General features: G+C 75.2%; 12 protein-coding genes. 11 read left to right on the top strand and 1 reads right to left on the bottom strand.

Annotated elements, in window-relative coordinates:
- Nucleotides 1–121: 121 nt before the first annotated feature.
- The 10 genes from KK617_RS09865 (at nucleotide 122) to KK617_RS09820 (ending at nucleotide 12985) form a co-directional block, all read left to right on the top strand.
- Entirely contained in the window at nucleotides 122–1120 is a 999-nt protein-coding gene (locus tag KK617_RS09865; RefSeq protein ID WP_277499813.1) for an IS481 family transposase, read from the top strand.
- A gap of 167 nt (nucleotides 1121–1287) precedes the next feature.
- Nucleotides 1288–2910 (top strand): AMP-binding protein, encoded by a 1623-nt coding sequence (locus tag KK617_RS09860; RefSeq protein WP_277499812.1) that lies wholly within the window; start codon nucleotides 1288–1290, stop codon nucleotides 2908–2910.
- A gap of 111 nt (nucleotides 2911–3021) precedes the next feature.
- Nucleotides 3022–4200: an acyl-CoA dehydrogenase family protein gene (locus tag KK617_RS09855; protein ID WP_277499811.1), complete on the top strand. Its 1179-nt coding sequence runs from the start codon at nucleotides 3022–3024 to the stop codon at nucleotides 4198–4200.
- An 8-nt stretch (nucleotides 4201–4208) separates the two neighbouring features.
- Nucleotides 4209–4751 (top strand): MaoC family dehydratase, encoded by a 543-nt coding sequence (locus KK617_RS09850; RefSeq protein ID WP_277499810.1) that lies wholly within the window; start codon nucleotides 4209–4211, stop codon nucleotides 4749–4751.
- Nucleotides 4748–5641: a CoA ester lyase gene (locus KK617_RS09845; RefSeq protein ID WP_277499809.1), complete on the top strand. Its 894-nt coding sequence runs from the start codon at nucleotides 4748–4750 to the stop codon at nucleotides 5639–5641. The genes KK617_RS09850 and KK617_RS09845 overlap by 4 nt, the downstream gene beginning before the upstream one ends.
- Nucleotides 5634–7250, top strand: a complete 1617-nt coding sequence (locus KK617_RS09840) for a carboxyl transferase domain-containing protein (protein ID WP_277499808.1) — start codon at nucleotides 5634–5636, stop codon at nucleotides 7248–7250. The genes KK617_RS09845 and KK617_RS09840 overlap by 8 nt, the downstream gene beginning before the upstream one ends.
- Nucleotides 7251–7254: 4 nt before the next feature.
- A complete protein-coding gene (locus tag KK617_RS09835; RefSeq protein WP_277499807.1) occupies nucleotides 7255–9369 on the top strand; it encodes a biotin carboxylase N-terminal domain-containing protein in 2115 nt (704 codons plus the stop codon).
- Complete coding sequence (locus KK617_RS09830) at nucleotides 9366–10142, top strand: thioesterase family protein (protein ID WP_277499806.1); 777 nt, start codon at nucleotides 9366–9368, stop codon at nucleotides 10140–10142. Before KK617_RS09835 ends, KK617_RS09830 begins: the two co-directional genes overlap by 4 nt.
- A gap of 88 nt (nucleotides 10143–10230) precedes the next feature.
- Nucleotides 10231–10932, top strand: coding sequence for a histidine phosphatase family protein (locus KK617_RS09825; RefSeq protein ID WP_277499805.1), 702 nt, complete (start codon nucleotides 10231–10233; stop codon nucleotides 10930–10932).
- 139 nt (nucleotides 10933–11071) lie between these two features.
- The gene (locus tag KK617_RS09820; RefSeq protein WP_346812957.1) at nucleotides 11072–12985 is read left to right on the top strand and encodes a gamma-glutamyltransferase; all 1914 of its coding nucleotides are present in this window, start codon (nucleotides 11072–11074) and stop codon (nucleotides 12983–12985) included.
- Nucleotides 12986–13003: 18 nt separating this feature from the next.
- Here the strand turns inward: KK617_RS09820 and KK617_RS09815 are convergent, their stop codons facing one another.
- The gene (locus KK617_RS09815) at nucleotides 13004–13321 is read right to left on the bottom strand and encodes a hypothetical protein (protein ID WP_277499820.1); all 318 of its coding nucleotides are present in this window, start codon (nucleotides 13319–13321) and stop codon (nucleotides 13004–13006) included.
- On the opposite strand from KK617_RS09815, the gene KK617_RS09810 reads away from it, so the two are divergent.
- Nucleotides 13215–14090 (top strand): HAD-IC family P-type ATPase, encoded by an 876-nt coding sequence (locus tag KK617_RS09810; RefSeq protein ID WP_277499818.1) that lies wholly within the window; start codon nucleotides 13215–13217, stop codon nucleotides 14088–14090. The two genes, KK617_RS09815 and KK617_RS09810, sit on opposite strands and share 107 nt — an antisense overlap.
- The last annotated feature ends 63 nt before the right edge of the window (nucleotides 14091–14153 follow it).

Genomic DNA, 14153 nt, shown 5'->3' with positions numbered 1-14153 from the left:
CGCTAGCTGTGATGTCCAGGGAGGTTGTCCCGCTACCTGGCGGTGAGCCTGTCTGACAGGCGAAGGCCTCCGGTTGTGAAGTGGAGCTGTCGAGGTACCGCTTCACCCACCGGAGGCCTTCATGTCCCACGCTAACGCCGCACTGACCCCACGCGCTCGTCTACGTCTTGCCCGCCTGATCGTGGAAACCGGCTGGACCCACACCGCTGCCGCGAAGATGTTCATGGTCAGCCCCCGCACCGCAGCCAAGTGGGCCCAGCGCTACCGCCACGAAGGCCCCGCCGGCATGGTCGACCGCAGCTCACGACCCCGCACCAGCCCCACCAAGACCGACCCCGCCACCGTGCGCCGCATCGTGCGGCTGCGCTGGCGCCAACGCCTCGGGCCGGTCCAGATCGCCGCACACGCAGGGGTGCCGGCCTCGACCGTGCACGCGGTGCTGGTGCGCTGCGGCATCAGCCGGTTGTCCTACATCGACCGCGTCACCGGCGAGCCCCTGCGCCGCTACGAACACCCCCACCCCGGGGCGCTGATCCACGTCGACGTCACCAAGTTCGCCAACATCCCCGACGGCGGCGGTCACCGCTTCACCACCCGTCAACAAGGGTTCCGCAACGCCCGTGCCACCGCGCACCGCACTGGTCAACGTGGCCAGCACTACCGCCCCCGCATCGGCACCGCCCACGTCCACACCGTCATCGACGACCACACCCGCATCGCCTACGCCGAGATCCACCACGACGAGAAAGCCACCACCGCGATCGCGGTGCTTCGCCGCGCCGTGGAGTTCTACGCCGCCCACGGCGTCACCGTCGAACGGGTGCTGTCCGACAACGGCTCCGCCTACGCGTCCCACGCCTGGACCCAGGCATGCACCGAACTGGCCATCACCGCGAAACGCACGCGGCCCTACCGGCCCCAGACCAACGGCAAGATCGAACGCTTCCACCGCACCCTCGCCGACGGCTGGGCCTACGCCCGCCACTACCCCTCAACCCAGCAACGCGACGACACCCTCGAGACCTGGCTGCACTTCTACAATCACCACCGGCCCCACACCGCCATCGGCGGCCACCCACCCATCACCAGGCTGACCAACGTCCCTGGACATCACAGCTAGCGCGAGCACCTCAACCACCGGCGGAGGGTCGCGGTACCAGCGATAGCCACCGACTACCGCTCCTACCGCGACGCCGGGGCGAGCGCGCCGTACCCCTCCCCGGAGGGTTGTGTCGCGGGTCACAGGCGGGTTGGCTGGCGGGGTCCGCCACGACGAGGGAGACCCGCATGCTGTCCTACGACTCCGGCCCGACCGAGCCGCCGCTGCTCGAGGAGACGATCGGCGAGGCGTTCGCCCGCACCGTGGCCGCGCACCCCGACGGCGAGGCGCTCGTCGAGGTGGCGAGCGGGCGCCGGTGGACGTGGCGGGAGCTGGCCGACGACGTCGAGCGCACCGCCCGAGGCCTGCTGGCCCGCGAGGTGCAGCCGGGGGACCGGGTCGGGATCTGGGCGCCCAACTGCGCGGAGTGGACGATCACCCAGCTCGCCACGGCGCGGATCGGGGCGGTGCTGGTGACGATCAACCCGGCGTACCGCAGCCACGAGCTCGCCTACGCCCTGCACCGCAGCGGGGTCTCGCTGGTGGTGGCGTCCAGCGGGTTCCGTGGCAGCGACTACCGGGCGATGCTCGACGGCGTGCGCGACCAGTGCCCGGCGCTGCGCGAGGTCGTGCTGCTCGACACCGACGACTGGGCCGCCCTCGCCGCCGCGGGCGCCGACCTGCCCGACGACGCCACCGCGCAGGTCGCCGCGACGCTGGCTCCGGACGACGCGATCAACATCCAGTACACGAGCGGCACGACGGGCTTCCCCAAGGGCGCCACGCTCAGCCACCGCAACATCCTGAACAACGGCCACCTCGTCACCGAGACGATCCGCCTGACCGCGGCCGACGGCCTGTGCATCCCCGTGCCCTTCTACCACTGCTTCGGGATGGTGATGGCGAACCTGGGGTGCGTGACGCACGGCGCCACGATGGTGGTCCCGGGCCCCGCCTTCGACCCCGCGACCGTGCTGCGGGTCGTGGCCGAGGAGCGCTGCACGGCCCTCTACGGCGTGCCCACCATGTTCATCGCGCTGCAGAACCACCCCGACTTCGCGACCACCGACCTCACCGGCCTGCGGACCGGGATCATGGCCGGCTCGCCGTGCCCGGTGGAGGTGATGAAGCGCTGCGTCGAGGAGATGCACATGGCCGAGGTGTCCATCGCCTACGGCATGACCGAGACCTCGCCCGTGTCGTGCCAGACCCTGGCCGACGACGACGCGGAGCGCCGTACCGCCACCATCGGGCGGGTGCACCCGCACCTCGAGGTCAAGGTCGTCGACCCGGTGAGCGGCGCGACCGTCGAGCGGGGCGAGCCGGGGGAGTACTGCACGCGCGGCTACAGCGTCATGCTCGGCTACTGGGACGACCCGGAGAAGACCGCGGAGGCGGTCGACGCCGACGGCTGGATGCACACCGGCGACCTCGCCGTCATGCGCGAGGACGGCTACTGCACCATCGTCGGCCGCATCAAGGACATGGTGATCCGCGGCGGCGAGAACATCTACCCGCGCGAGGTCGAGGAGTTCCTCCACGCCCACCCCGACGTCGAGGACGTGCAGGTGGTCGGGGTGCCCGACGAGCGGTACGGCGAGGAGCTCTGCGCCTGGGTGCGGGTGCGCGCGGGGGCCGAGCCGCTGGACGCGGCCGCCGTGCGCGCCTTCTGCGAGGGCCGGCTGGCCCACTTCAAGATCCCGCGCCACGTGCTCGTCGTCGACGAGTTCCCGATGACCGTGACCGGCAAGGTCCGCAAGGTCGAGATGCGCGAGCGCAGCACCGACCTGCTCGGCCTCGGCGGCGCGTGAGGCGCCCACCCTCCCACCTCTTGCCCGCTGGGTTAACGACCGATAACCTCACCCCGCCCGCGGTTAGCGAGCATTAACCGACGGTCGCGCCACCCCATCCGAGAGGACGTCATGTTCGAGCTGTCACGGGAGCACGAGGAGTTCCGCCGCTCGGTGCGGGAGTTCGCCGAGGCCGAGATCGCGCCGCACGCCGCGCGCTGGGACCGCGAGCACCACTTCCCGACGGACGTCGTGCACCGGATGGGCGACCTCGGCCTGTTCGGGCTCACCGCGCCGGAGGAGTACGGCGGGGCCGGGCTCTCCGGCGAGGACGGCGGGTTCACGTCGCTCTGCCTGGCGATCGAGGAGCTGGGGCGCGTCGACCAGTCGATGGGCATCACGCTGCAGGCCGGCGTCGGGCTGGGGATCAACCCGGTGCTCACCTACGGGACGGCGGAGCAGAAGGAGACGTGGCTGCCCGACCTCGTCGCGGGCCGCACGCTCGCGGGCTTCGGGCTCACCGAGCCCGGCGCCGGGTCCGACGCGGGCGCGACCGCCACCAAGGCGCGCCTCGACGGCGACGAGTGGGTGGTCGACGGCGCCAAGCAGTTCATCACCAACTCGGGCTCGGCCATCACGAGCCTCGTCAACATCACGGCCCGCACCGGCACGCGCCCCGACGGCCGACCGGAGATCAGCACGCTGATGATCCCCGCGGGCACGCCCGGCTTCACCGCCGAGAAGGCCTACGACAAGCTGGGCTGGCACGCCTCGGACACCCACCCGCTGTCGTTCGAGGACTGCCGGGTGCCGGCCGCGAACCTGCTCGGCGAGCGGGGCCGCGGCTACGCGCAGTTCCTCGCCACCCTCGATGACGGCCGGGTCGCCATCTCGGCGCTGAGCGTCGGCTGCATGCAGGCCTGCCTCGACCTCTGCGTCGCGTACGCCGGCGAGCGCCAGACCTTCGGCGGCCCGATCGGGCGCAAGCAGGGGGTGGCGTTCCAGGTCGCCGACCTCGAGGTGATGCTCCAGGCGGGCCGGATGCTCACCTACCGGGCGGCGGCGCTGAAGGACGCGGGCGCGCCGTACCAGAAGTTCAAGCACGCCGCCTCGATCGCGAAGCTGCAGACGACGGAGGCGGCGGTGACCGCGACGCGCATCGCGACACAGGTGTTCGGGGGCTACGGCTTCATGGAGGAGTACCCCGTCGCCCGGTTCTACCGCGACGCCAAGGTGCTGGAGATCGGCGAGGGCACCTCCGAGGTGCAGCGCATGCTCATCGCCCGCGGCCTCGGTCTCCCGGTCGAGTGAGCGGCCCGATGAGCGACCCGACGGGCAGCGGCGCCGAGCGGCGCCGCATCACCCAGCGCGGCCTGTGGTTCGAGGAGCTCGAGGTCGGCACCGTCTACGAGCACCGCCCCGGACGCACGGTGACGGAGACCGACAACGTGCTCTTCACGACGCTGACGATGAACACGCAGCCGCTCCACCTCGACGCCGCGGCCAGCGCGGAGCAGGGCCCGTTCCACGAGCGGCTGGTGAACTCGATGTTCACCCTCTCCACCCTCGTCGGGCTGTCCGTGGCGCAGCTGACGCAGGGCACGATCGTGGCCAACCTCGGGTTCTCCGCGATCGCGTTCCCGGCGCCGGTGCGGCACGGGGACACGCTCTACGCCGAGACGCTCGTGGTCGACAAGCGCCTCTCGCGCAGCCGGCCCGGGGAGGGCGTCGTCACCCTCGAGCACACGGCGCGCAACCAGGACGGCGTGGTCGTCGCCACCGCCACCCGCCAGACCCTCGTGCGCACCGCCCCGGACGGCACGCCGGGCGCCGACGGGGGCGCCGACGGGGGCGCCGCGTGAGCGCCTGGGAGCCGGGCCCGGGCTTCCTCTTCTGCCCCGCGGACCGCCCGGAGCGCTACGCCAAGGCGCTCGAGCGCTCCGACGTCGTGATCCTCGACCTCGAGGACGCGGTGGCCGAGCCGGCGAAGGAGGCGGCGCGGGCCGCCGTACGGCAGCTGGCGGCGGACGGGGTGCTCGATCCCGACCGCACCGTGGTGCGCGTCAACGCGGCCGGTACGGCGCACCTCGCCGCCGACCTCGCCCTCGCCGCCGCGACGGGCGTGCGCCGCGTGATGCTGCCCAAGGCGGAGCGCCCGGCGGAGATCGCCGAGGTCGTCGCCGCGGGCCACGACGTGCTCTGCCTCGTCGAGACGCCGCGGGGCGTCGAGCGCGCCGGTGTGCTCGCGGAGGTGCCCGGCGTGGTCGCCTTGATGTGGGGCGCGGACGACCTGGTCGCCGGGCTGGGCGGCACCGCGAGCCGCCGCGCGGACTCCTCCTACCGCGACGTCGTGCGCTACGCCCGCTCCCGGGTGCTCGTCGCCGCCAAGGCCGCGGAGCGCCTCGCCCTCGACGGCGTGCACATGGACATCGCCGACACCGACGGCCTGCGCGCCGCCTGCGAGGACGCCGTCGCGGTCGGCTTCGACGCCGGCGTGGCGATCCACCCGAGCCAGGTGCCGGTCATCCGGGCGGCCTTCGCGCCCGACGCCGAGCGCGTCGCGTGGGCGCGGGACCTGCTCGCCGCCCACGCCGCCGGCGGGGTCGGCACCCACGGCGGCCGCATGGTCGACGGGCCCATCTACGCCCAGGCGCGGCGTGTGCTGCGCCTCGCCGAGCGCGGCACGACCGGCACGACCGGCGGGACCGGCGCGACCGGGGACCACCGAGAGGGGACGACGTCCGATGGCTGACCTGCGCGAGCTCGCCGCCGACCTGCGGGCGCGGATGACAGCGCTCACCGAGGGCCGCGCCGGCGGCTCCGAGGCCGCCCGCCGCAAGCACACCGATCGCGGCAAGCTGCTGGTGCGCGACCGCGTGGAGCGGCTGCTCGACCCGGGCAGCCCCTTCCTCGAGATCGCGCCGCTGGCCGCGACGGGGATGTACGGCGCGGAGCCCGGCGGTCCCGACACCGTCCCGTCCGCCGGGGTCGTCGCGGGCGTCGGCCGGGTCAGCGGGCGCACCGTCGTGGTCGTCGCGAACGACGCGACGGTCAAGGGCGGCACCTACTACCCGCTCACGGTGAAGAAGCACCTGCGCGCGCAGACCGTGGCGCTGCAGAACCGGCTGCCCTGCCTCTACCTCGTCGACTCCGGCGGCGCGTTCCTGCCGATGCAGGACGAGGTCTTCCCGGACCGCGAGCACTTCGGGCGGATCTTCTTCAACCAGGCGCAGATGTCGGCGCAGGGCATCCCGCAGCTCGCGGCCGTGATGGGGTCGTGCACCGCGGGCGGCGCCTACGTGCCGGCCATGAGCGACGAGACCGTCATCGTGCGCGAGCAGGGCACGATCTTCCTCGGCGGCCCGCCGCTGGTGAAGGCCGCGACCGGCGAGGTCGTCACCGCCGAGGAGCTCGGCGGGGGCGAGGTGCACGCCCGGCGCTCCGGCGTCGTGGACCACCTCGCCGACGACGACGACCACGCGCTGGCGATCCTGCGCGACGCGGTCGCGACCCTGCCGCCCACCCCCGTCCCGGGCAGCGGCGCCGCAGGGCTCGACGGCGGCCGGGGCGCGCCGTACGACCCCGGGTTCGAGGAGCCCGCGTTCCCCGCCGACAGCCTGTACGACGTGGTGCCCGCCGACCCGCGCACGCCGTACGACGTGCGGGAGCTGATCCGCCGCATCGTCGACGGCAGCCGGTTCCACGAGTTCAAGGCGCTCTACGGCGAGACGCTCGTGTGCGCCTTCGCGAGCATCGAGGGCCACCCGGTCGGGATCGTCGCCAACAACGGCATCCTCTTCAGCGGGTCGGCGCTCAAGGGCGCCCACTTCGTCGAGCTCTGCAACGCCCGCGGCGTCCCGCTCGTGTTCCTGCAGAACATCTCGGGGTTCATGGTCGGCCGGGAGTACGAGAACGCCGGCATCGCCCGCGACGGCGCGAAGCTCGTCACCGCCGTGTCGTGCTCGGTGGTGCCCAAGCTGACCGTGGTGGTCGGCGGCTCCTACGGCGCCGGCAACTACGGCATGTGCGGGCGCGCCTACGACCCCCGCTTCCTGTGGATGTGGCCGAACGCCCGCATCTCCGTCATGGGCGGTGAGCAGGCCGCCGCGGTGCTCGCCACCGTGCGCCGCGACGGGCTCGAGGCCCGCGGCGAGCAGTGGTCGGCCGAGGACGAGGAGGCGTTCCGAGCGCCGATCCGCGCGCAGTACGACGCGCAGGGCTCGCCGTACTACTCCACCGCCCGGCTCTGGGACGACGGCGTCATCGACCCCGTCGACACCCGTCGCGTGCTCGCGCTCGGCCTCGCGGCCGCCGCGGGCGCACCGGTGCCCCCGCCCGCCTACGGCGTCTTCCGGATGTGAGGCCATGACCACCCCGAGCACCGCCACCCCGACCTCCACCGCCCCGGCCGCGCGCCCCCTGCGCACGCTGCTCGTCGCCAACCGTGGCGAGATCGCGCTCCGGGTGCTGCGCACCGCGACCCGGATGGGGCTGCGCACCGTCGCCCTCCACACCGACCTCGACGCCGGCGCCCCGCACGTGCGCGCGGCGGACCGGGCGGTGCGGGTCGCGTCCTACCTCGACGTCGACGAGGTCGTCGCCGCCGCGGTCGCCGCGGGGGCCGACGCCGTGCACCCCGGCTACGGGTTCCTCTCCGAGCGCGCCGCGTTCGCCGCCGCCCTGGAGGCCGCGGGCGTCACCCTCGTCGGGCCGAGCGCGGCCGTGATGGAGCAGATGGGCCGCAAGGACGCCGCCCGCGAGATCGCCGTCGCCGCCGGGGTGCCGGTCGTCCCGCGCGGCGACGCCGGCGACCCGGACGGCGCCGGCGGCACGGGCGACTGGTCCGGCCCCGTGCTCGTCAAGGCCGCCGCGGGCGGGGGCGGCAAGGGCATGCGGGTCGTGCGGACGCCCGGCGAGCTCGACGAGGCCGTCGCCGCCGCGCGGCGCGAGGCGCTGAGCGCGTTCGGGGACGACACGATCCTCGTGGAGCGGTACGTCGAGCGCGGCCGCCACGTCGAGGTGCAGGTCGTGGGCGACACCCACGGCACCGTGCTCCACCTCTTCGAGCGGGACTGCTCGACGCAGCGGCGCCACCAGAAGGTGCTCGAGGAGGCCCCCGGCCCCACGGTCGACGCCGCCCTGCGCGAACGGCTGACGAGCGCCGCGGTGCGGCTCGCCGAGCACGTGGGGTACGTCGGAGCCGGCACCGTCGAGTTCCTCCTCGACGTCGACTCCGGCGACTTCTTCTTCCTCGAGATGAACACGCGCCTGCAGGTCGAGCACCCGGTGACCGAGGCCGTCTGCCGGGTGAAGGGCGCCGGCCGGGCGGGTGGTCCCGCGGGCGCGGCAGGCGAGCCGGCGCGCATCGACCTCGTCGAGTGGCAGCTGCGGGTCGCGGCGGGCGAGCCGTTGCCGGTGCGCCAGGACGACCTCGTGCTGGTCGGGCACGCGATCGAGGCGCGGGTGTACGCCGAGGACAGCCACGGCGGTTTCCTCCCGCAGGCGGGCACGGCGTCGTACGTGCGGTGGCCCGCCGGGGTGCGCGTCGACCACGCGCTCGAGTCGGGCCAGGAGGTGACGACGGCGTACGACCCCATGCTCGGCAAGGTCGTCGCCGAGGGCCCCGACCGGGAGGCCGCCCGGCGCGGGCTGCTGGCCGCGCTCGACCACACCGTCGTGCTGGGCCTGACGACGAACACGGGGTTCCTGCGCACGCTGGTGGCCTCGGACGAGTTCCGCGACGCCAGCATCCACACCGCGTGGCTCGACCACGCCGAGGTGCCCGCGCCCGACCCGAGGCTGCCCCTCGTCGTCGGCGCGTGGGCCGACGCCCGCGCCGGGCGCTCCCGGGCGGGTGGCGGCGCCTTCCGGTCGGACGGCTGGCGCATCGCCGGAGCCCGCGCGCCGTGGCGCACGGTGCTCGGCGGCACCGCCGTCGTGGTCGACGGGACGGGGGTGACGCCGGAGGGGGGCGGGACCGCAGAGGTGCGTCTGCTCGGCGAGCGGGTCCTCCCCGCGGGCACCGGGGACGCGGCCGGAGGGGCCGAGGTCCGCGAGCTGTCGCTCCTCGTCGACGGCGAGCGGGTGGACGTCACGGTCGCCGTCCGGCGGCACGCGGTCGAGGTCGCGCACCGCGGCCAGCGCCACGTCCTCGCCCGTCCGCTGCCGCCCGGCGACCGCGCTGCACCGGTCGGGGACGGCGCCCTCACCGCGCCCATGCCGGGCACCGTGCTCGACGTGCGCACCGCCGTCGGCGACGCGGTCGCGGCGGGCCAGGTGCTCGTCGTCCTCGAGGCGATGAAGATGGAGATCGCGCTGCGCGCGCCGTTCGCGGGCACCGTCGCGGTCCTGGGCGCGAGCACCGGCGCCCAGGTCGCGCTCGGCTCCGTGCTCGTGGAGGTGGCGCCGACGGCCGGGGGCGAGGAAGATCACCGGGCGGCCCCGGACGGGACCGCCGACGACCAGGGGGACCCGCCGTGAGCGATGCGTACTACGAGCGGACGGGGCCCGGCCGGTTCCGGGCCACCGAGCACACGGGCGGCGCCTGGGACACCACGGCCCAGCACGTCGCACCCGCCCTCGGCCTCCTGGTCCACGCGATCGAGCTCGACCGCGACGCCCGGCGCGACGACGCGCTGCTGACCGCCCGGATCTCGGCCGACGTCCTCGGCACCATGCCGCTCGGCGAGGTCGAGGTGGAGGTCGAGGTGCTGCGCCCCGGGCGCACGATCGAGCTGGTGCAGGCCACCATGTGCGCCGGCGGTCGTGCAGCGGTGACGCTGCGCGCCTGGCTGCTCGAGGAGCGCACCACCGCCACCGTCGCCGCGTCGGCGCTGCCCCGCATCGCCGGCCCCGAGGACGTCCCGGCGTGGGACCCGACGACCGTCTGGCCGGGCGGGTTCATCGCGTCGGTCGACGTGCGCCGCCGCCAGATCGAGCCGGGACGGGCCTCGTTCTGGGCGCGCCCCGCCGTACCGCTCGTCGCCGACGAGCCGGTGAGCCCGACCGCCCGTGCTGCGGGGCTGCTCGACATCAGCAACGGGATGACGGTGCGGGTCGACCCGCGCCGCGTCGCGTTCCCCAACGTGGACCTGACGGCGCACCTGCTGCGGGCCCCCACGGGCGACTGGCTGGGGTTCGACACGACCGTCTCGTTCGGGCCGCAGGGGCTGGGCGTGACGACGAGCGTGCTGCACGACGCCACCGGACCCGTCGGCACGAGCAACCAGCTGCTCACCGTCCGGCCCGGCTGAGCCGCCGCCCCGGTCGCTAGGCTCGACGCGTGCCCCTCGCCCCCCTCGTCCCCGCCGTGACCGCGGCCCCGCCGGCGCGGGTGGTCCCGTGCGCCTGATCCTCGTGCGGCACGGCCAGACCTCCTCCAACGTCGCCGGTGCCCTCGACACCGCCGCCCCCGGCGCCTCCCTGACGGACCTCGGACGTCGCCAGGCCGACGCGCTCGTGGGTTCCTTCGCCGGCGAGACCTTCGCGCGGGCGCACGCGTCCGACCGGGTGCGCACCCAGGAGACCGCGGCCCCGCTCGTCGCCGCCCACGGGCTGGCGCTCGAGGTCGTCGACGGCCTCGGGGAGATCAGTGCGGGTGAGCACGAGATGGGCACGAGCGTCGAGGCCGTGCGGGCGTACGTCGGGTGCGTCGCCGCCTGGCTGCACGGCGACCTCGACGCGGCCCTCGTCGACGGCGAGAGCGGCCACGCGTTCCTCGCCCGCTACGACGCCGCGCTGCGCGTGGTGGCCGAGCGGTCCACCGACGGCGCCGCCTCGCTCGTGGTGAGCCACGGCGCCGCGATCCGCGCGTACGTGGGCATCCGCGTCGCGCAGGCCGACCGCGACCAGCTCGCCGGGTCCCGCCTCGGCAACACCGGCGGCGCCGTGCTCGAGGGCGACCCCGACGCCGGGTGGCGCCTGCTGCGCTGGTCGGGCGAGCCCTTCGGCGGCGCGCACCTCTCCGACGAGGCAGCCCACGACGTCACCGGCGACAGCGCCGAGGAGGCCGTCGAGGAGGCCGAGGAGACCTCGGGGCGCTGAGCCGGAGGCCGCAGGGGCGCACGGCCTGCCCGCCCGTCCCAGTTCGTGGGAGCAGCGCCAGGCTTTCCGCGGCGCTGCTACCACGAATCCCGGGCCACCACGGACCGGCGGTGGTCACCGCGCCTGGCATGCTCGACGCGTGCCCGACGCGACCTCCACGCCCTCGCCCGCCCCCACGCCCGGCTCCGCGCCCGGCCGGTCCTTCACCCCGCCGCCGGCCGACCTGACGCGCCCCACGCTGACGGGCTCGTTCGGCATGGCCGCCGCGACGCACTGGCTGGCTGCGGGCAGCGCCCAGTCCGTGCTGGAGCGCGGCGGCAACGCGGTCGACGCGGCGGTGGCCGCCGCCTTCGTGCTGCACGCGGTCGAGCCTCACCTCAACGGTCCCGGCGGCGACCTCGTCGGCATCCTGGCCCCCGCGGGCGGCGACCCCGTGGTCGTGAACGGCCAGGGACCGGCGCCGGCGGGCGCCACCATCGAGCACCTCCGCGCGGAGGGCCTGACCACGGTGCCGGGCAGCGGGGCGCTGGCCGCCGCCGTACCGGCCGCCGTCGAGTCGCTCCTCGCGCTCCTCGAGCAGCACGGCACGTGGGAGCTCGGCGACGTGCTCGCGCCGGCGGTGCACTACCTCGAGGAGGGGCACGCGGCGGGTGCCCAGCTGTGCCGCACCGTCGCCGTCATGGGCGACCACTTCACCGAGCACTGGCCCGACTCGGCCGCGCTGTGGATGCCGGAGGGCCGCGCGCCGGAGCCGGGCGAGGTCGTCCGCAACCCGGCGTACGCCGCCACGCTGCGCCGCCTCGTAGCCGCCGCCGAGGCGCCCGACCTGGCCGACGCCGCGGGCGGCACCCGGGAGGACCGCGTGCGCGCCGCGCGGGCCGAGTGGCGCGCGGGCGGCGTCGCGGAGGCCGTCGTCGCCCACGGCCGCACCCCGAACCGGCACTCGTCGGGCACCGACCACGCCGGCGTGCTGACGCTCGCAGACCTCGCCGACGACCCCGTGCGCCTCGAGGAGCCGGTCACCGCGTCCTTCCGCGGCACGACGATCCACAAGGCCGGCTTCTGGAGCCAGGGCCCCGTGCTGCTGCAGACCCTGGCCATCCTCGACCACCTCCCCGACGAGCGGCTCGACCCCTCGACGGCGCTCGGCGTCCACACGATCGTCGAGGCGCTCAAGCTGGCGATGGCCGACCGCGACGCGCACTACGGCGGCTCGGCGGACCGCGCCACGCTCGAGGCCCTGCTCTCGCCCGAGTACGCCGCAGCCCGCGCCCGGCTCGTCGGCGAGACGGCGTCGCTGGAGTTCCGGCCGGGCGAGGTGGCGGGACTCGTGCCGTTCGTCCCGCCCCTGCGTCGACCCGAGGACGTCGAGGTCGCGGGCCCGCCCGGGCCGGGCCAGCCGGCGGGGCGGCCGGCGCGCCCGGTCGGCGTCGGGGAGCCCACCGTGGCCCGCAACGGCGAGACCCGGGGCGACACCTGCCACGTCGACGTCGTCGACGCGGCCGGCAACCTCGTCGCGCTGACGCCGTCGGGCGGGTGGCTGCAGTCGTCGCCGACCATCCCCGGGCTCGGCTTCTGCCTCGGCACCCGGCTGCAGATGACGTGGCTCGACGAGGCCAGCCCGTCGGCGCTGCGGCCGGGCACCCGCCCGCGCACGACGCTGAGCCCGACCGTGCTGAGCCGCGACGGCGTGCCGTTCGCGGCGCTCGGCACGCCGGGCGGCGACCAGCAGGACCAGTGGCAGCTGCTCTACCTGCTGCGCCTGCTCGTCGGCGGCTACACCCCGCAGGAGGCGATCGACGCCCCCGCGTTCCACACCACCTCGATCGTCAGCTCGTTCTGGCCGCGCACGTGGGAGCCCGGCGGCGTCGTCGTCGAGGACCGCCTGGGCGCGGACGTCGTCGCCGAGCTGCGCGAGCGCGGGCACGACGTCACGCTCTCGGGCCCGTGGACCCTGGGGCGCATCTCCACCGTCGGACGCGACCTCGCCACCGGTCTGCTCTTCGGCGCCGCCAACCCGCGCGGGGCCCAGGGGTACGCCGTCGGCCGGTGACGGCGTTCGGTCGCCGCCTCAGTCGCCGGTGATGTCCAGCCGGCCGGTGAGCACGGCCGCGTACAGGCCGGCGGCGGCCACGAGCCGCTCCTCCTCCAGGTCGGGGCGCGGCAGGATGGCCTGCAGCAGGGCCTCGCCGTCGAGCATGTGGAGCAGTGACGTCACCGCGAGGCGGACCGCGCCGTCCGGCACCCCGTCACCGCCGTGCGCAGCGACCGCCAGCTCCGAGATCCACTCGCGGCACCCCCTGGCCCAGGCCGTCATCCGCTCCACCGAGGAGCGGCACATCGCGATCCCGGAGCACGAGGAGTGCGAGGTGCTCCTCGGCCTCGGCATGCGCACCATCGCGGACGGGCGCACCCTGCTGCTCGGCAGCACCGCGCTGCTGCAGCGCGAGGGCATCGCGGTCGACGCGGCCGCCGAGCGCTGGATCGCCCAGCTGCAGGCGCAGGCCGAGACGCCGCTGCTCCTCGCCGTCGACGGCGTGCTCACCGGGCTCGTCAGCCTGCGCGACACCGTGCGCCCCGAGTCGGCCGAGGTGGTGCGGGCGCTGCGCGCCGACGGCGTGGAGCGCATCGTCATGCTCACCGGCGACCACCCCCAGGTGGCCGCCGCCGTCGCCGCCGAGCTCGGCATCGACGAGTGGCGCGCCGAGGTCATGCCCGAGCACAAGCAGGACGTGGTGCGGGCGCTGCAGGCCGAGGGCTACACGGTGGCGATGGTCGGCGACGGCACCAACGACGCCCCGGCCCTCGCGCTGGCGGACGTGGGCATCGCGATGGGCATCGGCGGCACCGACGTGGCTCTGGAGACCGCCGAGATCGCGCTGGCGGGCGACGACCTGGCCAAGCTGCTCGAGCTGCGGGACCTCTCGCGGCACACGGTCGCGACGATCCGGGAGAACTACGGCATGTCGATCGCGGTCAACGCGGCCGGGCTCGCCGTCAGCGCCGCCGGCGCGCTGTCACCGGTCGCCGCCGCGGTGCTGCACAACGCCTCGTCGATCGCGGTGGTCGCCAACAGCAGCCGCACCACGCGCTACCGCCTCGAGCCCCGACCGCGGCACCGCGCCGAGCCGGGGTCCGACGCCGAGCCCGGGGCCTGATCCTCGGTTCGTGGTACCAGCGCCAGGGTTTCCGCGGCGCTCCCCCCACGAACCGGGTGGGGT

The organism is Nocardioides sp. ChNu-99 (genome assembly GCF_029493445.1).
Classification (GTDB): domain Bacteria; phylum Actinomycetota; class Actinomycetes; order Propionibacteriales; family Nocardioidaceae; genus Nocardioides.
The sequence above is the reverse complement of the archived record's forward strand: the minus strand, read 5'-3'. Positions and strand labels throughout refer to the sequence as shown.